The organism is Synechococcus sp. PROS-7-1, from assembly GCF_014279795.1.
In the GTDB taxonomy this organism is placed as follows: domain Bacteria; phylum Cyanobacteriota; class Cyanobacteriia; order PCC-6307; family Cyanobiaceae; genus Synechococcus_C.
Genome location: NZ_CP047945.1, coordinates 1,879,376 through 1,898,881, shown reverse-complemented (window position 1 = coordinate 1,898,881; position 19,506 = coordinate 1,879,376). Strand labels below are relative to the sequence as shown.

Genomic DNA, 19,506 nt, shown 5'->3' with positions numbered 1-19,506 from the left:
GGACGCACTGGTTTCAAAGTAGTGGTAACTGCGGTGATGCACCGTGACTGTGTTGACCTCCGCCCTTGAACCCGGTCGCCCTCCGCAGCGCATTCGCCCGGATCTCTGGCTGTTCCCTCCCAATCGCGACTGCCGCGGTGGCTCGTCTTGGTGGCTGGATGTCGATCCGGAACCGGTGCTGATCGACTGCCCCCCGCTCACCGAGGCCACGCTGACGGCCTTGAAGGAGCTGGCTGGAGGCCGCGTGGCCCGCATCCTGCTCACCAGCCGTGAAGGCCATGGCCGCTTGCGCCGCCTGCAGGAGCAGCTTGATTGGCCGGTGCTCGTGCAGGAGCAGGAGGCGTATCTCCTGCCTGGGGTGCCAGACCTCGTCACCTTCGCCGAGGCCCACACCACCATCTCCGGATTACGCCTGCTCTGGACCCCGGGGCCGACCCCGGGCCATGCGGTTGTGTACGCCCCAGCACCTTCGAATGTGCTCTTCTGCGGACGATTGCTGGTGCCTGTTGCCGCCGATTCTCTGGCCCCGCTGCAGCACAGACGCACATTTCATTGGCCCAGACAGCAGCGCAGCCTGGATCATCTTCGGGGCTGGCTTCCTCCAGATGCAAGCCCCGCACTGGCGTCTGGGGCTGGGCTAGGTGCCTTGCGCGGCGAGCGTCTGGCTCCGTTCAGCAGCTGGAGTCCCGCCGGGCAGCGCGACGGATCTGAGGTCTGAATCTGGCGACATTGCAGAAAAAGCTTTGCGGCGCGGTGTTTTTCGGTTGCCGCACTGCTCAGACCTCCATACGATTGGCGCGCTCAGGTAAGCCGTGCGGATGTCGACCTCCGCATCGTCGTTCCAGCCGCTTCCGCCACTTTCCTCTTTTTCCATGAACAAAGCCGATCTCGTCAATCTGGTTGCTGCCCGCACCGAGCTCACCAAAACCGACGTGTCCCTGGTTGTGGACGCTGCCATCGAAACCATCATTGATTCCGTTGTTGAAGGCAAGAAGGTCTCCATCCTTGGCTTCGGCTCCTTCGAGCCCCGTGAGCGCTCTGCGCGTCAGGGCCTGAACCCCAAGACCGGTGAAAAGATCAAGATTCCTGCCAAGCGCGTGCCTGCTTTCACCGCTGGCAAGATGTTCAAGGACCGCGTTCAGGGCTGATTCGCATCTGCTCAACGCTTTGAGGTGGTCCCTCGGGACCACCTTTTTTATGTGATCTGCCCAGACCATCTTCTTGCCGCCCTGAGCCGTGGTGAGGCCTTGGCCTCCGTGGGTTACCGAGGACGGTTTGCCCCGACGCCATCCGGCCCCCTGCATCTGGGGAACCTGCGCACAGCTCTGCTGTCCTGGTTGCAGGCTCGTTGGCATCAAGGCCAGTGGCTGCTCCGCATCGATGATCTCGACACGCCGCGGGTCCAGCCCGGAGCGACCGAGTCGGCTCTGAACGATTTGCAGTGGCTGGGTCTCCACTGGGATGGACCTGCGATCCTTCAGAGCGAACGCCGGGGCCTCTATGGATCCTTCTTGTCGGCCCTGCGCCGCCAGGGTTTGGTGTACGCCTGCCGCTGCAGCCGCAGGCAACTGGCCGGGTCGCCCCGTTACCCAGGCACGTGCCGTGGCCGAGGCCTGGGCTGGGGCTTGGAAGACGGCCGTCTTCCTGCCTGGAGACTCATTGTTCCGGAACCGTTTGCATCGTGCTGTGGTGATCCGGTCTTGCGCCGCGCGGACGGTTTCGTGGCTTATCACCTGGCCACGGTGGTGGATGAGCTCTCCCTCGGCATCACCGAGGTGGTGCGCGGCAAGGATCTGGCTCCAGCTTGTTTGCCGCAGCAGGCTCTGGCGGTGGTGCTGGGGCAAAAGGCACCCGCTTACCGCCATGTGCCCCTGCTCCTTGCGGATGACGGCCTGAAGCTGTCGAAGCGCGAGCGGGCCAGGGGATTGGAACCCTTGAAGCAACAAGGTTGGGGGCCGGATCGGGTGGTGGGCCACCTGGCCGCATCCCTGGATCTGGTTCCTGCAGAGACCGCCCTTTCAGCGCTTGAGCTGCTCGACCACCTGCGTCGCCAGCCCGACCTATGGCAGAACAACAGCCAGTTGTTGCATTCTTAAGGAAGGCTTCGGGATCAGAGGGGTCCGTTGCCACCACACTGATCTCAATACGCGGTTGTGGTCATGGCTATCTGCTCCTGCTGCGGAGGCAGTGGAATTCAACGGGTCAGCGAGCAGCAGTTCCGTACCTGTCTGGCCTGTTTGGGCCAAGGCTGCGACGGGGCTGAGGATTCAGAAATGGAGTCACGGCTTGATCAGCCAGCAACCGTGCGCATCAACGCAGTTGCTTCTTCCGCTGCTGCCAGATGAAGAAGGTGGCGGTAGCCACCACGGCCAGCAGGGGGACGCTGGTGAAGAGCAGCAGAGCGACGGCGGTCCAGTCGGTGTACATCCAGTCAGCAATGAGTGCTTTCTATTCTCTCAGGAGAATGCAGTGATTGCTCTGATGGCTTCATCGGTCAGCGGCGCGAGGAGCAAAACGTTGCGTCCATGGGCAGACTGAAGCCCATCTCCGTCATGCGTCATGAAGGCAATTTTGATGTTTTTATCTGGCATCTCACTGGCTAGCGCGCTTCTGGCGGGCACGGCGGGTGCCCAGATCCGTTTCGACGATTGCCAACCAGCGGCTGGGGGTGGCATCACCTGCAACACGGTTCCCTATGGCAACACTCGGGCCGACATGATCGATGGCGAGTACGGCTTGATGGATCAGGCCAGTCCCGGTTGGGCTGAATACAACCCCTATGAGGGCTACGACGACATGCTGGGTGGCAATCAGACCTGAGCTTCAGGGGCGACGCCAAATCTCCCAGATCAGAAGCGTGGGTACAGCCAGCAGCACCACGACCAACACAATCACCAGAATCACGATGGTGGGCCACACAAAGGTGGGCGGAAGCATGGTGTTCAGATCCCACATCGTGGCCATTACGACCGTCTGAATCCCGTTGTTCAGGAGTGACAACAACACGATCCAGCACCCCGTGATCAATGCGGTCAGGATCAGTCGTCGGTTCGTTGTCATCACTTCATCTCGGCTGCAGCTCTAGACGCTTGCCACGAACTAGACCAGCATGGAACTGGTGCGCTCCGATTGTATGGATCAGGATCCAAACGCCACCAGCTCTCGGGAACGCGCGGTGCTGATTGTTCTGCTTCTCGCCCTGGGCCTCGGGCTTGTGGCCATCCCGCCGGTTCGAGAAGGGATCCTCAAGGATTTCAGGCGTAAGTGGGATCAGAACGGGCAGCTGCACAACGCCGGATCCATCCGGCTGGCATCACGCGGTGATGCCTTGATCCAATGACGGTGGTTTGAATGCCATCCCAACCCCGAAACCGTGTTGGTGAGGTGTACGGCAAGCTCACGGTGCTGCGGCTTTCAGAGCGGCGCACCAAGGGCGGGAATGTGTACTGGTGGTGCCGTTGTGCCTGTGGCCGAGAGCGGGAAGTTCCTGGAGACAAGCTGTCCCACAACACCACGCGCAAGAAACCGGTGGTGATCGCTTGCCATGCCTGCGCGCGGGAACTGCAGGTTGAGGCCGTTCAAGCGCGCAACGATCGCGATGAGCAGGAGCGGCGGGAGGAGGCGCGTCGCAACAGGAGCGCGTTGCAAGGCCAGGTGCCCGAGAGTTGGCTCAGGCTGGCGTTAACGGATGCCCACGCGCGGGAGCTGGGCCAGGTGCTTTTTTTCCGGGGGACGCGCTGCCTGCGCAACCATCTGGCGCCATACCGCATCAATGGGGGATGTCTGGCTTGTGCTGGTCAGAAACCCTCAGCGCTGACTGACGTGTCTGCACAGGAGTCTGATGCGCTGCGAATCCAAGCAACAGCGCCGGAATGATGCTCTCGGGGTGTTGGCTCTGCGACTTGCGGAATCCACCTGAACCGCGAGGATCAGATCCACCTCGGAACTGATCCATGGCATCCAAGTTCTTCCATGTGCACCATGAGTTCCGTGCAGGCAAGGCTGCTCAGTGGTGGCAGGCGGCGCAAACAGCCATGGCGCCTGGCGGCGGTTGGGATGAAGCTGTTGCCAAGAATCTCGAGGCTGGTTTTTATAACCACTCCTTCTGTCCGGTTGGTCCAGAGGGTCCGGCTTTCTGCATCTGGGAAGTGCGCGAAGGCATCACAGCCGAGCAGTTTCAGGAGTTCATCGATGGTCCGATGGGTGTCAATTTCGGGCTGGATGCGTGGATGAATATCTGTAGAGAAATCAACCTTGAGCTTGCCGGTAATCCTCCCTACGCAAGGAAGTTCTGACCTTCTCTCCTACCAACACCACCTCAACGATGGGGCTTTGGTGGGAGACTGACTGTTGTTCCAGGACTTCGGCGCGTTGAATCCATCCACCATCAGGCGCTTTGTTTTCACGCTGATCACCGGATACCTGGCGATCTATGGGGTCAGGCAAATCCCCTATGAATTTCCCAATGAATGGGGCGTCATTATCCCAGTTCTGATCGTCGTTTATATCATCACCGTTTGGCTTGATGGACTGATCTTTAACGACGTCACAGCAAACATCACGTCGGATCGTGTTGCTGAAACGCCAACAAAAACGAAGCCCAAAAAACGTGCAACTGGATTTGGCGATTAATCGGCCCATCGCTGCCATCGGAGCGGATCTTGACGACAATGGTTGAATGACAATGCCTACCTCTGAAGCCGCCACCGCTGCGCTCGAACGCCTGCTTCTGAGCAGCATCACTCCTGCACTGGCAGCAGAAACGGAAGGCATCACACCGATCGGAGAACGGATCAACGCCTGCATCGAGCGGGTGAAGGTTGATGCGTCAGAGGGTGCTGCTCTTGTTGCTGAATGTGCTCCCCATGGGCGAGTGATGGTGGCCCAGGCGCAGAAGACCTTGGCAAACCTTGAAGCTTTAGCGGTGATGCAAGCGTTTTTCGATGAACACAAGGATGATTTCGACTTCCGCTGACTCAACATTCCCTCTTGCATTCGTATGAAAGGGATTGCAGGGTGATGGAACTCAAGCCTTTGCTTGTTGGAATTCAAGGAACTCCAGGCAGTTATCAAAGGGATCTTTCACAAAGAAGCGTTTGCGATCTGAGAGCTTTTCTTCCCCAAAGGGCACATGTCCATGGGTTGTTAATGACTGATGAAGAGCCGTCAGGTCGTTGATTTGGAAGCAGAGGTGTCGGCCTGCTGGGATCGGAGTATGAGCCTCATCAAAAACGATATGGATCATGGCGTCATTAAAAACAAACCAGATGAGCCCTGTCTTCACTTGCCCTTGCAGATTGCCAAGGTGGGCAGGGATGGCCCCTTCCTCCATTTTCAGTAAGCCTGAGTAAAAGCTGCGGGCTTTTTCTTCCTGGCCAGGGGGAGCCGTCATCGCAGAGTGATTGATGCCCTTGATAAAGGGGTGGGTCAACTTGATTGTGACTAGCTCGCCGATGCTCATCTGGTGTCAGGGAGGCGTTACCCAAAATCTAGCCATGACGATCACGCAGGCTTTTTCTTCGTTCCGCCAATGTCGCAACAGAATGTCTACTTCAGTCGAAACCCCGTCGGAATGGCGGGGGTTTGTGTTGTTTGTGCTGCATAAAAGCATCAGACTTGTCAAAGCTTGAATGCAGAAGCATTGGGAGACCAACGATGCGCCTTTTGACTGAGGCCAATTACCACCAGACATGGAACAATCATGCTGACAGCAGCCCAATGCATCAGCATCCCAGGAAAAGTCATTGAGCTGGATTTGGTGTGGTCGAACCCTTTCAATGCACTCGTCACGACATTTCAATCTCTGGACAAGATTTTGGTCAAAATTGCTGCGAGAACTCTTAGAGTTGAGTGAAAAGTACCTAAAACAATGGTGTGGCAGTTCTCTATGGATGCCTGACGCAGTTCTTCGCTGACTGCAAGCGATGCAAGACCCGATAAGAGGAAAGCAGGGGGGCGTGGTTGTCGCTATCGGTCTCCCAATAAAACCATCACCCCGTGAGTAGTGGCGGGGTTTGAATTAATGTTTCGGTAAAAGCAATCAATCCTTGAATGGATTAACGTTTCATTTTTAACAACAGTGAAGGCTTTGTTTTTTGCGCGTGGACTTCTTGGGTTTGCGTCTGTGTTTGTCGTCGGCGATATTGCATTTCCAGCCTACGCCAATATTGAGCCAGTTAAGACAATTAACGGCAAGTCCATTCCTGGTACAATCAAACCCCTGGTCAATTCCAAGACACTAGTTGATGAGATTAGGCCTGATGGCAAGCGCATTTTAGCTGTTCGTGGTACACGCCTGCCTGGCACTCGAGTGCCCATACATATACATGAATTCTCAGGATTAACCTGCGTTATTTCTGGGCAGATAACTGATTTCGTTGAAGGACAGAATGATAATGTATTTGGGCCAGGCGACTGCTACTACATGCCAGCTGCAACGCCCATGTCAGCCGTTAACTTGGGCAAAGACCCGGCTGTGTTAGTTGATATATTTGTTTTACCAGTCGACGAGATGCCAATGAAAGTGATTGAGCCTGGGATTCAATATCCGTAGTAAGGCGGGCTCTTGAATATCTTCCAATGATAAAGTAGGAGCCTAATGAATGCCATCGATTTCATAAATCAGTTTTCCAACTCCGTCAGCAATGGCGGGGTTTTTAGTGCATCGGGGAATGTTCAGCTGGTGCACCCGACCCATGACCTTCGACACTTAGATGACCATTGCGCTGCTGCAGGAACTGCTCCTAGCGCTTCGTAACTACGACTCCAATGCCTTCAAGGCTTGGCTGTCTCTAGGAATCGAACGGCTTGGAGAGCCTGCTGTTATTCAGCTGATGCTCGATGGGCTGAATCCAATTCTCACGACAGACGAAGCGGATAGGCTGGTGGGGTGGTACCTGGGGGGCAGCCTCTAACGCAGTTGGGTCGTGCTCGATACCTCCACTGGTGTCCTATCGATGGATCAACGCACCTCCAACATTGAAGCGCTTATGTCTCAACAGCTCTCGCAAGAAAAAGTGAACGCCTTTCGGTTAAGGCAACGCGACACAGGCTGGGGCTATGCCTGGGCACATCTGGTGCCCTTTGTGGGCCTTTATTACGCAGTGACCCGTCGCACCATCACACCCTTACTGGTGGATGTGCTGGGCTCAACTGCCATCATGATTGTGTTCTTAATCCCCGCAGCTGCGATTGAGGATGAACAAGCTTCAGTGATGTTTTCTATTTTAGGCAATCTCACAGCCATCGCCGCAACGCCGTTCCTTGTCAAAAATGGTATTGACCGTGCCCGGAAAGCAGCACACAAGTCACTGCTTGATGCAGGTTATTGAGAGAAGTGTGTTGGGTTGATGTAGGTGAAAGTCCCCCAGTTGGGGGGGGGTCTTTCGCAAGCCCACTTATGCCGATGCCTCCCTTCGGACCCATGGGCCCTCATTCGAATCGCGTCCAGCCAACCTTCTGCAGATGCAGCCACATCTCGATCCCTAGGTGCCGCAGCATTCGCTGTTCACGGATCGGATTGCCCAAAGGCTGCCGCAATCGGAAGGTCGACACCAAGACGAACTGAGCGTGCTGCGTGGGCTTGTCGGGTTTGATCCTGATCACCAGCTGCTCGTCGCTGTTAACCAGCCAACCCTCGCCATCGTGCTTTTCCTTGTGATGGGCGTAATCAGGCTTCTGTTGCCACATCAGAAGGGATCCAAACAGAGCATCCGATCAACGGTCACAGGCGCTTGGCACGTTCACTCAGTTTGTCGAGAGTCAAACCAGAAGGCTCTTGAGCGGGGAATGCTTTCAGCGCTTGTGGTGACTGGGATCTGAGCCGTTCACCAGGATTTCACCAGAACTGTTCCAGCGCTGCACCAGGGCTGTGTAGTGGGGTTCACCAGAAGGGCTGTGACCTTGAAGGAGTCGAGGGGGCAACACCCCCACATCAACATTCACTCCTTAAAGCCATGACACCTTCAGCAGCCACTTTGAATCGCTCTCACCGCTGGGATGCTGCAGAGAGCTTTGATGCAATCACAGGACAAGCAACAAGCTCCCCGATGTTTGATGAGCAAGAAGATTTCAACAAAGAGAGCAGAAATATCGCTAGGAAAATAGTTATCAAAGAAACGAAGAAAAAGCTGGGCCCTGTTGGACTGATTGCAGATGCGCCAGATGCAGTTAATGGTTATACGGATTCCAGTCAAATTAAAAAAGATTATGAAAGAAAAGTCAGGGAAGGATTTGATAAGGGGACCAAAGAGGGTGTCGAGGAAGTTGCCTATCATGTTTTGTCACCAACCGGAACCTTAGAAGAAAAACTCAAAATTGATGCACAAAAAAAATATCATGACCCTAATGCCTCCCCGGTGAACAAAGTGGGCGCTGCTGCCGTGCACGGCACTGTGTATGTCATTCGTAGAACTGTTGGGGCACCCATCTCATTGGCTGAAAGTGGTATCCGCTGGGCTGTACGTGGGATTTTCAGCTGGTTTGACGAGGTCGAAGACGAAGGATTTGAGGCTGGAGGGCAGGAGACTCAAAATCGTGCCGCTATTCGTGACAGGGTGTTTGGATCTGCCCCTGAAACACTGGCACCGATTGATCTCAACGCTTCAGTCATCACTGATGTCTCTCAGCAACAAGATGGTCCTGGGGCTGATCTGGTCGGTGGTCAGATGAATCAAGGAGTGGAACCCTATCAAGCACAAGATGACAAATACGCAGTCTTGGCCTGACCTCAGATCACATCACCTCAACAGTATCAACCCCGTCGCAATGGCGGGGGTTTTTAGTGCAGCGAGGAATACTTCAGGGAATTGCACCCGATCAATGACCCTTGACACTCAGATGACCCTCAGGAGCCAGAATTGAGCAATGGAGAAACCACGCACAGACATTGACAAGCTCCAGCAGGAGATTGACCGTGAGCGAACGGCGGCCAAGGAGGCAGCCAAGAAATCGGTCACTGCCAAACTTGCTCCTGCAAAATCATCCTCCTCAGAAGTTGTGCTGACCTTGGCGGGAGGGTTGACAGCATTCATTGGCTGCGGCGCATTAGCGGCACTACTCAGTGGATGCCTTCCTAATCCACGTGGTCTGATTGATGGAGCTGTAAAAAATTTGCACTGCGCTGCAATCAAGAAATCATTTAATGATATTCAACAGAGAGGAATTCAGCTCAGCATTAAGGCTAACGAAACAGAGGCAGAGCGACAAGAGAGATTAGAAACTTCCCTGGATATTTACGTCAGCCAGTGGGAACAAAGGAAATGTCGAGGTTCAATCAGTGATGCTTCTTGAATATCCTTGCCAAATTGGAGCTTGAAGGTTGACTGCTATGGCTGAACCCTCTGCAGCAGCTGCTCCTAGCGCTTCGTGGCAACGACTCCAATGCTTTCAAGGCTTGGCTGTCTTTAGGAATCGAACGGCTTGGAGAGCCTGCTGTGATTGAGCTGATGTGTGATGGGCTGGACCCAATCCTCACGACCGAGGAGGCAGACAGGCTGGTCGGTTGGCACCTGGGGGTGAGCCTGTGACCCAGACGAGGTAGAGGAAAAGGTTGCTCGCCCCTGAGTGTTTGAGTTGTAGATGCCGCTGCCGACCGTTGCTATGACCAGGCTGTAGCTCAACGCCCTCTCATGTCAGAAGAGCAACTCAAAGCGTTTCTAGAGAAGGTCAAAGCAGACACCAGCCTTCAGGAAAAGCTCAAAGCTGCTTCGGATGCTGATGCTGCTAGTGCTATTGCCAAAGCAGCAGGATTTAGTATCTCTGCTGATGAATTCACTAAGGCTCAATCAACTGAGCTTTCAGACGAAGAGCTGGAAGGCGTGGCTGGAGGGACGATTCCGATCCCCGGGGGATCAATTGGTGATCCCTCTTGTTATAGGTAGCCTACACACTCAAAGCCCCTGCAACCGCAGGGGCTTTTTACTTCTTCAACCTCGCCAATAAGCCCATAAATCAGCCTCCAATACTTGGCACCATTGCACACACATAGCGGGCTTGTTTATTAGATAAAGACACCGCTGCCGACCGTTGCTATGACCAGGCTGTAGCTCAACACCCTCCCATGTCAGAAGAGCAACTCAAAGCCTTCCTGGAAGCCGTCAAGGCTGATGCAGGGCTTCAGGAGAAGTTGAAGGCGGCAGGTGATGTCGATGCCGTCGTGACGATTGCCAAGGCTGCAGGTTTTGTGATTTCAGCTGAGGAGCTGAAGAAATCACAGGCAGAGGTATCAGAAGAGGAGCTGGAAGGTGTGGCTGGAGGTGGGGCTGGGTACTTTTGGAAGGTGTACCGAGGTAATTTATGTGTCGTGGATTCAATTGATTATTAATGTCGATGCCAAACTGTGATTATTTGATTATTAAGGAACACCTCTTTAGCTCATCCTAATCCTCTAGAGCCCCTGCAATCACAGGGGCTTTTTATTTCTTCAGCCACCCTCAACCAGCCCCGAACGGCTTCCGATACCTGGCACAATTTTCGTCAATTAAGTAACAGTAGTGCGTCAGCAATGGCGGGGTTTTTGTTGAACAGACAAATGCTGTTCGTTTTGCTATGAAGTGACTGTTGAAGATCAAACCCGATGTCAGAAGAGCATCTCAATGCTTTCTGGAAAGCCGTCCAAGCAGATGCGGGGCTTCAAGAAAAGCTGAATGCAGCTGCGGATGCGGATTCCGTAGTTTCGATTGCTAAGGCTGCGGGCTTTGTGATTTCTGTTGAAGCGCTGAAGAAGGCTCAGGTAGAGCTTTCTGAGGAGGAGCTGGGTGGCGTGGCTGGTGGTACTGAAGATGGGGTTCGTGGTGTGGTCGGGCTGGGTTGGGTGGCTAACCCATTCAAGGGATTTAGCCCATATGGCGGAACCCATGCTGGCGAAACCCGTACATGAGAGCGGATGAAGAGGAAATGAGACTCCCAGCTAATTACTGAAATTACCCGACATCTGACTCCCTTTTGTATCCCTGATCTCGTCAAGCCCCTGCAATCACAGGGGTTTTTTATTTCTACATCCACCCTCAACCAGTCCCAAATGGCTTCCGATACCTGGCACAATTTTCGTCAATTAAGCAACAGTAGTACGTCAGCAATAGCGGGGTTTTTTATTGCTTGACCAACTCACCTTTCACCCAGCAGGTCGTTCCACGTCACTGATCCATATCCACCCTCTCGCAGCTGACGGCCACGCTCCTGCATCTGCCGTAACTCCTCCTCTGTATATCTCTCCCACCATTCCGGTCCACGACACCGGCGGCGGTAATCCTTCCACTGCTGCTCTTGAGTTTCTTCGGGTCTGCCCCGGTGACGGCGCTTTGGCATCAGCGCAATGGGCTCAACAACCGCCGGGAGACCAACAGCGCAAAATGAAGGCTCTCGGGACAACCAAGAGCCCTCTGCCTGACGAGCCTTTGTGTACGCCCCCTGATGGATTCGAACCATCGACCGACTGCTTAGAAGGCAGTCTTTTGTCCAGTTGTAGCAGTGCTTTTCCCAGTCATACCAACGGTTTGTCCTGTTGGGGGATCTTGGGGGAGGACAGAAATGGGGTCAAAGTGGACAAGGATTTGGCGGGTTTGTCCACTTTCATGACTTGAGAACGGCTGCCTCGAAAGCGGTTGGTCAGCGGGTAATGCTTTCAGCAGTTGCACCCGACCAATGCCCCTCGACACCCAGATGACCATTGCGCTGCTGCAGGAGCTGCTCCTCGCACTGCGTGACAACGACTCCAATGCCTTCAAGGCTTGGCTGTCTCTTGGGATCGAGCGGCTGGGAGAGCCTGCTGTGATTGAGCTGATGTGTGATGGGCTGGACCCAATCCTCACGACAGCCGAAGCGGACAGGCTGGTCGGTTGGCACCTGGGGGTGAGCTTGTGACCCAGATGGGGGAGGAGGGCGGCTGAAATCGGGTGGATTTATCCCCCAGTTGGGGGTTTTGCTTTCCAGCGAGAACGGCGATGGTGAATGTGTCCGAGGGGATGAGCCTCACACATCACAAACTTCAAGTGAAACTCATTAACGCAATAACAGCCACAATTCTTCTTCTTGCGCCTGTACCTGCAATCGCTCAGAACACGGCAGCTTCCAACGCACAGCCTGAGACAAGTATTGTAGACATAACCGACGCACAAGTCGACGCAATATATGATCTCGCTGGCGGCAAAAAGCAATACAGGGAAATGGTAGAATGGGCATCAGAAAGTCTTACGAAGAATCAAATTCAAGCATTTGATGCAACAATTGAAAATGGTCAATACTCTCAAATCGTAGCGGCAGTTGAATGGTTGATTCAAACCTACCAAGCTCATGCTTCAACCAACTCAAGCAGTGAAACCGTTAACGCAAAAGTCAAGCCCGCACAGACAATGTCTGACACGCCATTTTTTTGGGATAACTGATATTAATCATGAATATAAAGATTATACTGACCTCAATTCTATCGGTGGCTGCCAGTACATGGCTTGCAAATCCAGTCCATTCATTCACTAGTGAAATCAATGCCATAGAGTCAGTCATAGAAAACAGAGTTGGCACCAAGGTTCTGTGGTCCAACGGCCACGATTTATGCAAAGGAGATATATACGGTTTTTATAACCCGGAGAAAGACGTAGTAGTAATGTGTCAAGAAAATCATTCATTTGACTATAATGAATTGATAGGAACCTTGAAGCATGAGGGGTGGCACGCGGTTCAGCACAAGTGCAATAATAACAAAGCCGCGCTTTCGGATGAGTTGATAAGAAAGCACATGGATTCTCGAACGCGAAATGTATTGCATAACTACCCCCACAAGCAACATCGATCCGAGGCAGAAGCTAGAGTGGTAGAGAATATTCCTACCAAAAATTGGATAAGCGGTGTTGAATTTTATTGCTCTTGAGTCGGTTTAAGAAGACGGAAGCCGCAACAGATCGGCTGAAAGCTATACAAGACCCGACAGGGGAAAGCAGGGGGCGTGGTGTTGTCGCTATCGATCTCCCGACAAAACATTCACCCTGTCAGCAATGGCGGGGTTTTTTGTTGCTAACTGACAACGTTGCCGACGATTGCTAAAACCTGGCTGTAGCTCCACACGTTCCCATGTCAGAAGAGCAACTCAAAGCTTTCCTGGAAGCCGTCAAGGCTGATGCAGCATTGCAGGAAAAGCTAAAGGCTGCTGGCGATGCCGATGCCGTCGTAACGATTGCCAAGGCTGCAGGTTTTATTATTTCTGCTGAGGAGTTGAAGAGGGCTCAGGCAGAGGTATCAGAAAAGGAGCTTGAAGGCGTGGCTGGTGGTTTTAATCCAACGCGGTATCAGTCCAATGCTGAGGCAACTGTACCTACCTGCACCTACCCAGGCTGTGGAACCTAGTGTCTGTCTACTGATTCTTCAGCCTATAACGCGAGCCCCTGCAATCACAGGGGTTTTTTATTTCTACATCCACCCTCAACCAGTCCCAAATGGCTTCCGATACCTGGCACAATTTTCGTCAATTAAGCAACAGTAGTGCGTCAGCAATGGCGGGGTTTTTTGAGCAGACAAATGCTGTTGGTTTTGCTATGAAGTCACTGTCAAAAAACAAACACGATGCCAGAAGAGCAACTCAAAGCTTTCCTGGAAGCCGTCAAGGCGGATGCAGGGCTTCAGGAAAAGCTAAAGGCAGCAAAAGATGCTGATGCCGTAGTAGCGATTGCCAAGGCAGCGGGCTTTGCGATTTCTGCAGATGAAATAGATGCGCTGAAGAAATCTCAGGCAGAACTGTCGGACGAAGCCTTGACGGACGAAGAGCTGGAAGGCGTGGCTGGGGCTGGCTGCTTTTTGACGAAAGAGTGGTATAAGGGTAATGTGAAGAGTGTGCTTTTTGATATATGCTTTGGTCAGAGGTGATATGGACGAAGGGGTTTCTCTGAGCAAGGTGGTCTTGCTGTGCTGGGTGTGACACATCCTAATTCTCTATAAGCCCCTGCAATCACAGGGATTTTTTATTTCTACATCCACCCTCAACCAGTCACAAACGGCTTCCGATACCAGCACAATTTTCGTCAATTAAGCAACAGTAGTACGTCAGCAATAGCGGGGTTTTTTATTGCTTGACCAACTCACCTTTCACCCAGCAGGTCGTTCCACGTCACTGATCCATATCCACCCTCTCGCAGCTGACGGCCACGCTCCTGCATCTGCCGTAACTCCTCCTCTGTATATCTCTCCCACCATTCCGGTCCACGACACCGGCGGCGGTAATCCTTCCACTGCTGCTCTTGAGTTTCTTCGGGTCTGCCCCGGTGACGGCGCTTTGGCATCAGCGCAATGGGCTCAACAACCGCCGGGAGACCAACAGCGCAAAATGAAGGCTCTCGGGACAACCAAGAGCCCTCTGCCTGACGAGCCTTTGTGTACGCCCCCTGATGGATTCGAACCATCGACCGACTGCTTAGAAGGCAGTTGCTCTATCCAGCTGAGCTAAGGGAGCCCGCCCCACCATTCTTGCAGTCGATCCCGACGGCGCCGCCTACTGTTAGAGGCTGTGCAGTGCAGGCGATGGCCCCAAGCCGGCTTACCGACAGTCAGAAGCAGGAGCTCCTGGAGCGTTACCGCAATGGTGAGTCCAGTGCTGCGCTGGCGGATGCGTTTGCATGCAGTGCCAACACGGTGAGTCGCACCGTTCGCTCCTTGCTGTCGGAGGAGGAGTACAGCGCCCTCAAGACCTCCCGTGCCCGCGGAGCGTCAGTGCCCCAGAGCCAGACCCAGCCTAAGGCTGCCGTTGAGGTGTCCGTTGAGGATCCAGCGAGCCTCGCGGGGGATGACGAGGCGTCCTCGGGCCTGGCTCTCGATGATGCCGATGATTTTGGGGCCGATGAACCGGAGGCCCTCGCGGATGAGGAGTCTGGGGAAGGCTTCCCGGGTGGGGATGAGTTCCATGAAGTGGCGGTGCTGCCCGTCGACCTCCCCCAGGTGAACACCCAGCAGGTGCATTGCCTGCCGTTTGAGATCGGAGTGCTGCCCGACAGTGTGTACATGTTGGTGGACAAGACCGTTGAGCTGGATCCGCGGCCACTCAGCGACTTTCCGGAGCTCGGCGTGGCTGATCCGGAAGAGCAGGCCCTGCAGGCCCTCTGTCTGTTCACCAGCCCGCGCACAGCCAAACGTCAGTGCGGCCGCAGCCAGCGTGTGATCAAGGTGCCTGATACCCAGGTGTTTGCCATCACCACGCGCCACCTCGTCGCCCGAGGCATCACTCGCCTGCTGGTGGAGGGTGCGCTCTACGCGCTCGACGCCTGATTCAACGTTTGGCGTTTGGCAGCAGCAAGGCCGTGAGGCTGCCGCCCCCGAGCAGGCCAAGTACAGCACTGACGCCCACCACAAAGCCCGCCGGCAGCGGTGCGGTGGAGCCCACACCCAGATTCAGGCGGTAACGATCTCCCAGATTCTGAGCACCGAGGCAAAGCACCACCAGCAGGGCCACACCCCCGCCCACGGTGATCATCAGCAGACGCAGGCGCAGCAGCATGGCGCCAATCATCGAGGCCTGATCAGTCTGCCTGCTTTTCCGCTTCATGCAGTAGTGCATACAGCTCTCTGCGGCTGCGTCCGCTGGCCGGGGCCAGCTCCCTTGCCGCTTCGCTGGCTTTCAGTCCCTGGTTGATCAGATTGCGCAGCTCTTCCAGACAGCGTTCGTTGCTGAAGAGGGTGGCTTCAGCGGGCTCGGCGCCCCCGAGCACCAGGGTGAATTCCCCCTGGGGAGCGTGCTGGGCGAAATGCTCCAAGGCGGCCTTCACGCTGGGACCCACCTGCTCCTCATGGCGCTTGGTGAGCTCCCGGCCCACGTGCAGCGGCCGGTCGCCACCGCAGTGTTCCGCGAGCTCTTCCAGCAGTTTGAGCAGGCGATGGGGGGCTTCGTACAGCACCGTTGTGCGCTGCTCAGCGGCAAGTTCCACGAGGCGTTCCTTGCGCTCCCGGCCCTTGGAGGGCAGGAATCCCTCGAAGCAAAAACGACCGCTGGGAAGGCCGCTGCTCACCAACGCTGTAGTGGCGGCGCAGGGGCCTGGGATGCAGATCACCGCATGGTTGGCCTCTCGCGCTGCCCGCACCAGCTCCTCTCCAGGGTCGCTGATACCTGGCAGGCCGGCATCACTGATCACAGCAACGCTGCGGCCATCCCCCAGTTCCTCCAGGAGCTGGGGGATGCGGGTGTGGGTGTTGTGCTGGTGGAAACTGCAGCGCCTCGCCTGGGATCCCAGGGCGCTGAGGAGCTGGCCGCTGTGGCGAGTGTCTTCACAGGCGATGGTGTCCACTGCGATCAGCAGAGCCCGGGCCCGTGGGGAGAGGTCACCGAGGTGCCCGATCGGGGTGCCGACCACATAAAGCACTCCGGCATCAGGCTCGGCCCGCTGCTTCACAATGGCTCCGCCAAGATCTCTCCATGATGCCGATTGCTCCAACCCTTCCTGCCGGCATCGATCAACACCAACTGCTTGAGGCCCTGCGACCGCTCTGTTGGGGTGCGGCCGATATTCTCCGCGCCTACGCCCGCGGCGAGCAGCCCCCTCACGGTTTTTCCCGCGCTCTCAGCGTTGAAGATGGCGGAGAAGGCCCTGTTTCGGCGGCGGATCTGGCTGTGAATCAATGGCTTCTCGATGGCTTGCGCTCGGCCTTCCCGGATGCCGGGTGGACCTTGCTGAGCGAGGAGACCGCCAAGGAGCAGCTCACGGCGGGCCAGCCCCTCGCCGCTGAGTGGCTCTGGATTCTCGACCCCCTTGATGGCACTAAAGATTTTCTCCAGGGCACGGGGGAATACGCCGTACATCTGGCTCTTGTGCAGGGGGAGCGTCCCGTGCTGGGGGTGGTGCTGCTTCCAGAGGCCGATGAGCTCTGGTTCGGCGTGGTGGGCGAGGGCAGCTGGTGCGAGAACCGTGCTGCCGAGCGCAGCCCCGTGCGCTTCAGTGACCGCAGCCACGATCTAGTGCTCGTCGCCAGCCGCAGCCACCGCGATGATCGCCTGGAGCGCCTGATCGATGCCTTGCCCCTGGGCAGCTCCAAGGCGGTGGGCAGCGTTGGCTGCAAAGTGGCCACGATCCTGCGCGGAGAGGCCGATGTGTACATCTCCCTGTCTGGGAAGAGTGCTCCGAAGGACTGGGATATGGCGGCCCCAGAAGCGGTGTTACTCGCCGCGGGAGGGGCCTTCACCCATGCTGATGGCCGTCTTCTCACCTACAACACCGGCGACGTCCGCCAGGCTGGATGCCTGATCGCCAGCCATGGAAAAGCCCATGCCGCCCTGGAAGATCAGGCGGCACGGGCGATGGCAGAGATTGACCCTGGCTTCCCGGTTTGACCCGGGAGGTCCTCAGTTGAGGGGGGCGACCGGTGTGGGGGCCGGTGCGGGTTCGGCGTCCTCACCGTTCTGAGGCACACCGCGCAGGGTGAGGTTGATGCGGCCACGGTTGTCGATCTCGCGCACGCGCACGGTGACTTCGTCGCCCACTTTCACCACATCCTCCACTTTCTCCACGCGCGCTTCGGACAGCTGGGAGATGTGGATCATGCCCTCCTTGCCGGGAAGGATCTCCACAAAGGCGCCAATCGGAATAATCCGCGTGATCGCACCACTGAAGACCTCGCCTTCGTTCACCTTGCGGGTGAGCCCTTCGATGATCTTCTGCGCTTCATCGGCCGCTGCTCCGTCGTGGGAGGCGATGGTCACGATGCCGCTGTCTTCGATGTCGATCTTGGTGTTGGTGCGTTCGGTGATGCCCTTGATGGTGCGTCCACCAGGACCGATCACGGTGCCGATCAGTTCCGGGTCGATCCGGAAGCTCAGCAGACGTGGCGCATGGGGAGACAGTCCGTCACGCGGTGTGTCGATCGCCTCCATCATCTTCTCGAGGATGTGCAGGCGTGCCGGTCTGGCTTGGTTGATGGCCTCGGCAATGGTGCCCATCGCCAGCCCGGTGATCTTCATGTCCATCTGCAGGGCGGTGATGCCCTTGTCAGTTCCGGCCACCTTGAAGTCCATGTCGCCGAGGAAATCCTCGATGCCTTGGATGTCGGTGAGAATCCGCACCTCATCACCTTCCTTGATCAGCCCCATGGCGGCACCACTCACGGGTGCTTTGAGGGGAACACCGGCATCCATCAGGGCCAGGGTGCTGCCGCAAACAGAGCCCATGGATGTGGAGCCGTTGGAACTCAACACCTCGCTCACCACGCGCACGACGTAGGGGAAGGTGTCCTTGGCCGGCAGCACGGGCAGGATGGCGCGCTCAGCGAGCGCACCATGGCCGATTTCTCTGCGGCCAGGCGAACGCATCGGCTTGGTTTCACCCACGGAGTAGGGGGGGAAGTTGTAGTGATGCAGATACGTTTTTTCGGTGCTGGGATTCAGGTCATCCATCTCCTGGGCATCACTGGGGGTGCCCAGGGTGGCGGTGGAGAGCACCTGGGTCAGGCCGCGCTGGAACAGGCCTGATCCATGCACGCGTTTGGGAAGCACCCCAGCGGCAGCACTGATCGGGCGAACCTGGTCCAGGGTGCGGCCGTCCACCCGCTTGCCGTCCTTCACGATCTGCTGGCGCATCAGCTTCTTGGTGAGCGCCTTGAAACTGGTGGGGAGCGCTTTGCTGTTGGTTGACACCAGCTTGCGCACCGGATCGCTGTCTTTCAGCCCCTCGATCGTTTCTGCAGTGCTGCTGCGGATGGCGTCTAGCTTGCTGTCACGATCCGCTTTGCTCTGCTCGAACTGGCTGAGAACTTCGCCGATCGCCTTGGTGCAGGTCTTCTCCAGGTACAGCGGCAGGGTGGAGTCTTGTTCGGGTTGTTCCGGCTTCACCTGCTCGATCCCTGCGTCCTTGAGGATCGACTCCTGGGCTTTGATCAATTCGCAGACGGCTTCGTAGCCGAAGTCGATCGCTTCGATCACGTCCTGTTCGGGAAGCTGATTCGCTCCGGCTTCCACCATCACGATCCCTTCTGGGGTTCCTGCCACCACCAGATCCAGATCCCCCCGCTCGATTTCGCGGTAGCTGGGATTGAGCACAAAGTCGTCGCCGAGCAGGCCGACGCGCACGGCCGCCATCGGTCCATAGAACGGGATGCCGGCCAGCAGGGTGGCCATGGACGCGCCGGTGACCGACAGCACATCAGCCGGTACGCGCTCATCAAGAGACATGCAGGTTGCGACGATCTGCAGGTCGTCGCGGAGCCAGCTGGGGAAGAGCGGCCGCATCGGTCGGTCGATCAGCCTGCTGATCAGGGTGGCTCGCTCGGGGGGGCGACCCTCCCGACGCATGAAGCTGCCTGGGATGCGTCCTGCGGCGTAAAGCCTTTCTTCGTAGTCGCAGATGAGAGGCAGGAAGTCGATGCCTTCACGGCCTGAGGATCGGGTGGCGGTGACCAACACCGAGGTGTCTCCACACTCGATCATCACGGATCCGCCGGCCTGAGGGGCATAGCGCCCCGTGGTCAGCCGAATCTCCCGACCGTCGAAGGAGATTGACTGTGTCTGACCTTGCACTTGTGCTTATGTCTTTCTGTCAAGTCTGA

General features: G+C 56.3%; 32 protein-coding genes and 2 tRNA genes. 23 read left to right on the top strand and 11 right to left on the bottom strand.

Features of this window, described 5'->3' with window-relative positions; genetic code table 11:
* The first annotated feature begins 43 nt into the window (after positions 1 to 43).
* The 4 genes from SynPROS71_RS10415 (at position 44) to SynPROS71_RS10400 (ending at position 2,820) form a co-directional block, all read left to right on the top strand.
* The gene (locus SynPROS71_RS10415; RefSeq protein ID WP_186594944.1) at positions 44 to 718 is read left to right on the top strand and encodes an MBL fold metallo-hydrolase; all 675 of its coding nucleotides are present in this window, start codon (positions 44 to 46) and stop codon (positions 716 to 718) included.
* Positions 719 to 872: 154 nt separating this feature from the next.
* On the top strand, positions 873 to 1,148 hold the full coding sequence (locus SynPROS71_RS10410) for an HU family DNA-binding protein (RefSeq protein WP_006043393.1): 276 nt from the start codon (positions 873 to 875) through the stop codon (positions 1,146 to 1,148).
* 51 nt (positions 1,149 to 1,199) lie between these two features.
* Positions 1,200 to 2,096, top strand: a complete 897-nt coding sequence (gluQRS, locus tag SynPROS71_RS10405) for a tRNA glutamyl-Q(34) synthetase GluQRS (protein ID WP_186598043.1) — start codon at positions 1,200 to 1,202, stop codon at positions 2,094 to 2,096.
* Positions 2,097 to 2,574: 478 nt separating this feature from the next.
* A complete protein-coding gene (locus SynPROS71_RS10400; RefSeq protein ID WP_370586874.1) occupies positions 2,575 to 2,820 on the top strand; it encodes a lactate dehydrogenase in 246 nt (81 codons plus the stop codon).
* Between the two features lie 3 nt (positions 2,821 to 2,823).
* On the opposite strand, the gene SynPROS71_RS10395 is transcribed toward SynPROS71_RS10400, so the two are convergent.
* A complete protein-coding gene (locus SynPROS71_RS10395; protein WP_186594941.1) occupies positions 2,824 to 3,060 on the bottom strand; it encodes a hypothetical protein in 237 nt (78 codons plus the stop codon).
* 73 nt (positions 3,061 to 3,133) lie between these two features.
* Between SynPROS71_RS10395 and SynPROS71_RS10390 the strand changes: the two genes are divergently transcribed.
* The 5 genes from SynPROS71_RS10390 to SynPROS71_RS10370 all read left to right on the top strand — a co-directional run bounded on the left by SynPROS71_RS10390 (position 3,134) and on the right by SynPROS71_RS10370 (position 4,975).
* On the top strand, positions 3,134 to 3,340 hold the full coding sequence (locus tag SynPROS71_RS10390; RefSeq protein ID WP_186594939.1) for a hypothetical protein: 207 nt from the start codon (positions 3,134 to 3,136) through the stop codon (positions 3,338 to 3,340).
* An 11-nt stretch (positions 3,341 to 3,351) separates the two neighbouring features.
* Positions 3,352 to 3,876 (top strand): early protein (E6), encoded by a 525-nt coding sequence (locus SynPROS71_RS10385; protein ID WP_186594937.1) that lies wholly within the window; start codon positions 3,352 to 3,354, stop codon positions 3,874 to 3,876.
* Positions 3,877 to 3,953: 77 nt separating this feature from the next.
* The gene (locus SynPROS71_RS10380) at positions 3,954 to 4,295 is read left to right on the top strand and encodes a hypothetical protein (protein WP_186594935.1); all 342 of its coding nucleotides are present in this window, start codon (positions 3,954 to 3,956) and stop codon (positions 4,293 to 4,295) included.
* A gap of 76 nt (positions 4,296 to 4,371) precedes the next feature.
* A complete protein-coding gene (locus tag SynPROS71_RS10375) occupies positions 4,372 to 4,632 on the top strand; it encodes a hypothetical protein (RefSeq protein WP_186594934.1) in 261 nt (86 codons plus the stop codon).
* 52 nt (positions 4,633 to 4,684) lie between these two features.
* Entirely contained in the window at positions 4,685 to 4,975 is a 291-nt protein-coding gene (locus SynPROS71_RS10370) for a hypothetical protein (RefSeq protein WP_222929529.1), read from the top strand.
* A 51-nt stretch (positions 4,976 to 5,026) separates the two neighbouring features.
* Here the strand turns inward: SynPROS71_RS10370 and SynPROS71_RS10365 are convergent, their stop codons facing one another.
* Complete coding sequence (locus SynPROS71_RS10365; protein WP_186594930.1) at positions 5,027 to 5,461, bottom strand: VOC family protein; 435 nt, start codon at positions 5,459 to 5,461, stop codon at positions 5,027 to 5,029.
* Positions 5,462 to 6,079: 618 nt separating this feature from the next.
* On the opposite strand from SynPROS71_RS10365, the gene SynPROS71_RS10360 reads away from it, so the two are divergent.
* The 3 genes from SynPROS71_RS10360 (at position 6,080) to SynPROS71_RS10350 (ending at position 7,331) form a co-directional block, all read left to right on the top strand.
* Positions 6,080 to 6,553, top strand: coding sequence for a cupin domain-containing protein (locus tag SynPROS71_RS10360; protein WP_186594928.1), 474 nt, complete (start codon positions 6,080 to 6,082; stop codon positions 6,551 to 6,553).
* 160 nt (positions 6,554 to 6,713) lie between these two features.
* Positions 6,714 to 6,914, top strand: coding sequence for a hypothetical protein (locus SynPROS71_RS10355; RefSeq protein WP_255442114.1), 201 nt, complete (start codon positions 6,714 to 6,716; stop codon positions 6,912 to 6,914).
* A gap of 42 nt (positions 6,915 to 6,956) precedes the next feature.
* A complete protein-coding gene (locus SynPROS71_RS10350) occupies positions 6,957 to 7,331 on the top strand; it encodes a hypothetical protein (protein ID WP_186594926.1) in 375 nt (124 codons plus the stop codon).
* Between the two features lie 100 nt (positions 7,332 to 7,431).
* Here SynPROS71_RS10350 and SynPROS71_RS10345 read toward each other — a convergent pair whose 3' ends face one another.
* Together SynPROS71_RS10345 and SynPROS71_RS13925 are read right to left on the bottom strand one after the other, a co-directional pair.
* Entirely contained in the window at positions 7,432 to 7,689 is a 258-nt protein-coding gene (locus SynPROS71_RS10345; RefSeq protein WP_186594925.1) for a DUF1651 domain-containing protein, read from the bottom strand.
* A gap of 105 nt (positions 7,690 to 7,794) precedes the next feature.
* Positions 7,795 to 7,923, bottom strand: coding sequence for a hypothetical protein (locus SynPROS71_RS13925; protein WP_255442113.1), 129 nt, complete (start codon positions 7,921 to 7,923; stop codon positions 7,795 to 7,797).
* A 32-nt stretch (positions 7,924 to 7,955) separates the two neighbouring features.
* Between SynPROS71_RS13925 and SynPROS71_RS10340 the strand changes: the two genes are divergently transcribed.
* The 5 genes from SynPROS71_RS10340 (at position 7,956) to SynPROS71_RS10320 (ending at position 10,879) form a co-directional block, all read left to right on the top strand.
* Positions 7,956 to 8,726, top strand: a complete 771-nt coding sequence (locus tag SynPROS71_RS10340; RefSeq protein ID WP_186594924.1) for a hypothetical protein — start codon at positions 7,956 to 7,958, stop codon at positions 8,724 to 8,726.
* A 139-nt stretch (positions 8,727 to 8,865) separates the two neighbouring features.
* Positions 8,866 to 9,291 (top strand): hypothetical protein, encoded by a 426-nt coding sequence (locus SynPROS71_RS10335; protein ID WP_186594922.1) that lies wholly within the window; start codon positions 8,866 to 8,868, stop codon positions 9,289 to 9,291.
* A 338-nt stretch (positions 9,292 to 9,629) separates the two neighbouring features.
* Positions 9,630 to 9,881: a Nif11-like leader peptide family natural product precursor gene (locus SynPROS71_RS10330; RefSeq protein WP_186594920.1), complete on the top strand. Its 252-nt coding sequence runs from the start codon at positions 9,630 to 9,632 to the stop codon at positions 9,879 to 9,881.
* 179 nt (positions 9,882 to 10,060) lie between these two features.
* Complete coding sequence (locus SynPROS71_RS10325) at positions 10,061 to 10,324, top strand: Nif11-like leader peptide family natural product precursor (protein ID WP_186594918.1); 264 nt, start codon at positions 10,061 to 10,063, stop codon at positions 10,322 to 10,324.
* 252 nt (positions 10,325 to 10,576) lie between these two features.
* A complete protein-coding gene (locus SynPROS71_RS10320; RefSeq protein WP_186594916.1) occupies positions 10,577 to 10,879 on the top strand; it encodes a Nif11-like leader peptide family natural product precursor in 303 nt (100 codons plus the stop codon).
* Positions 10,880 to 11,106: 227 nt separating this feature from the next.
* Here the strand turns inward: SynPROS71_RS10320 and SynPROS71_RS10315 are convergent, their stop codons facing one another.
* Both SynPROS71_RS10315 and SynPROS71_RS10310 read right to left on the bottom strand, forming a co-directional pair.
* Entirely contained in the window at positions 11,107 to 11,307 is a 201-nt protein-coding gene (locus tag SynPROS71_RS10315; RefSeq protein ID WP_186594910.1) for a hypothetical protein, read from the bottom strand.
* 96 nt (positions 11,308 to 11,403) lie between these two features.
* Positions 11,404 to 11,468, bottom strand: a tRNA-Ser gene (locus SynPROS71_RS10310).
* Between the two features lie 175 nt (positions 11,469 to 11,643).
* On the opposite strand from SynPROS71_RS10310, the gene SynPROS71_RS10305 reads away from it, so the two are divergent.
* The 4 genes from SynPROS71_RS10305 (at position 11,644) to SynPROS71_RS10290 (ending at position 13,854) form a co-directional block, all read left to right on the top strand.
* Positions 11,644 to 11,862 (top strand): hypothetical protein, encoded by a 219-nt coding sequence (locus SynPROS71_RS10305; RefSeq protein ID WP_186594914.1) that lies wholly within the window; start codon positions 11,644 to 11,646, stop codon positions 11,860 to 11,862.
* Between the two features lie 80 nt (positions 11,863 to 11,942).
* Entirely contained in the window at positions 11,943 to 12,383 is a 441-nt protein-coding gene (locus SynPROS71_RS10300) for a hypothetical protein (protein ID WP_186594913.1), read from the top strand.
* Positions 12,384 to 13,065: 682 nt separating this feature from the next.
* The gene (locus tag SynPROS71_RS10295) at positions 13,066 to 13,338 is read left to right on the top strand and encodes a Nif11-like leader peptide family natural product precursor (RefSeq protein WP_186594912.1); all 273 of its coding nucleotides are present in this window, start codon (positions 13,066 to 13,068) and stop codon (positions 13,336 to 13,338) included.
* Positions 13,339 to 13,554: 216 nt separating this feature from the next.
* The gene (locus tag SynPROS71_RS10290; protein WP_186594911.1) at positions 13,555 to 13,854 is read left to right on the top strand and encodes a Nif11-like leader peptide family RiPP precursor; all 300 of its coding nucleotides are present in this window, start codon (positions 13,555 to 13,557) and stop codon (positions 13,852 to 13,854) included.
* A gap of 212 nt (positions 13,855 to 14,066) precedes the next feature.
* Here the strand turns inward: SynPROS71_RS10290 and SynPROS71_RS10285 are convergent, their stop codons facing one another.
* Both SynPROS71_RS10285 and SynPROS71_RS10280 read right to left on the bottom strand, forming a co-directional pair.
* Positions 14,067 to 14,267: a hypothetical protein gene (locus SynPROS71_RS10285; RefSeq protein WP_186594910.1), complete on the bottom strand. Its 201-nt coding sequence runs from the start codon at positions 14,265 to 14,267 to the stop codon at positions 14,067 to 14,069.
* A 96-nt stretch (positions 14,268 to 14,363) separates the two neighbouring features.
* Positions 14,364 to 14,437, bottom strand: a tRNA-Arg gene (locus SynPROS71_RS10280).
* Between the two features lie 68 nt (positions 14,438 to 14,505).
* Here SynPROS71_RS10280 and SynPROS71_RS10275 point away from each other — a divergent pair.
* The gene (locus SynPROS71_RS10275; RefSeq protein ID WP_186594909.1) at positions 14,506 to 15,246 is read left to right on the top strand and encodes a helix-turn-helix domain-containing protein; all 741 of its coding nucleotides are present in this window, start codon (positions 14,506 to 14,508) and stop codon (positions 15,244 to 15,246) included.
* A 1-nt stretch (position 15,247) separates the two neighbouring features.
* Here SynPROS71_RS10275 and SynPROS71_RS10270 read toward each other — a convergent pair whose 3' ends face one another.
* Positions 15,248 to 15,475, bottom strand: a complete 228-nt coding sequence (locus SynPROS71_RS10270; protein ID WP_186598042.1) for a hypothetical protein — start codon at positions 15,473 to 15,475, stop codon at positions 15,248 to 15,250.
* A gap of 22 nt (positions 15,476 to 15,497) precedes the next feature.
* Positions 15,498 to 16,364, bottom strand: a complete 867-nt coding sequence (gene rsmI, locus SynPROS71_RS10265) for a 16S rRNA (cytidine(1402)-2'-O)-methyltransferase (protein ID WP_186598041.1) — start codon at positions 16,362 to 16,364, stop codon at positions 15,498 to 15,500.
* 23 nt (positions 16,365 to 16,387) lie between these two features.
* Between rsmI and SynPROS71_RS10260 the strand changes: the two genes are divergently transcribed.
* On the top strand, positions 16,388 to 17,299 hold the full coding sequence (locus SynPROS71_RS10260) for a 3'(2'),5'-bisphosphate nucleotidase CysQ (protein WP_186594908.1): 912 nt from the start codon (positions 16,388 to 16,390) through the stop codon (positions 17,297 to 17,299).
* A gap of 12 nt (positions 17,300 to 17,311) precedes the next feature.
* Here SynPROS71_RS10260 and SynPROS71_RS10255 read toward each other — a convergent pair whose 3' ends face one another.
* A complete protein-coding gene (locus tag SynPROS71_RS10255; protein ID WP_186594906.1) occupies positions 17,312 to 19,477 on the bottom strand; it encodes a polyribonucleotide nucleotidyltransferase in 2,166 nt (721 codons plus the stop codon).
* Positions 19,478 to 19,506: the final 29 nt, after the last annotated feature.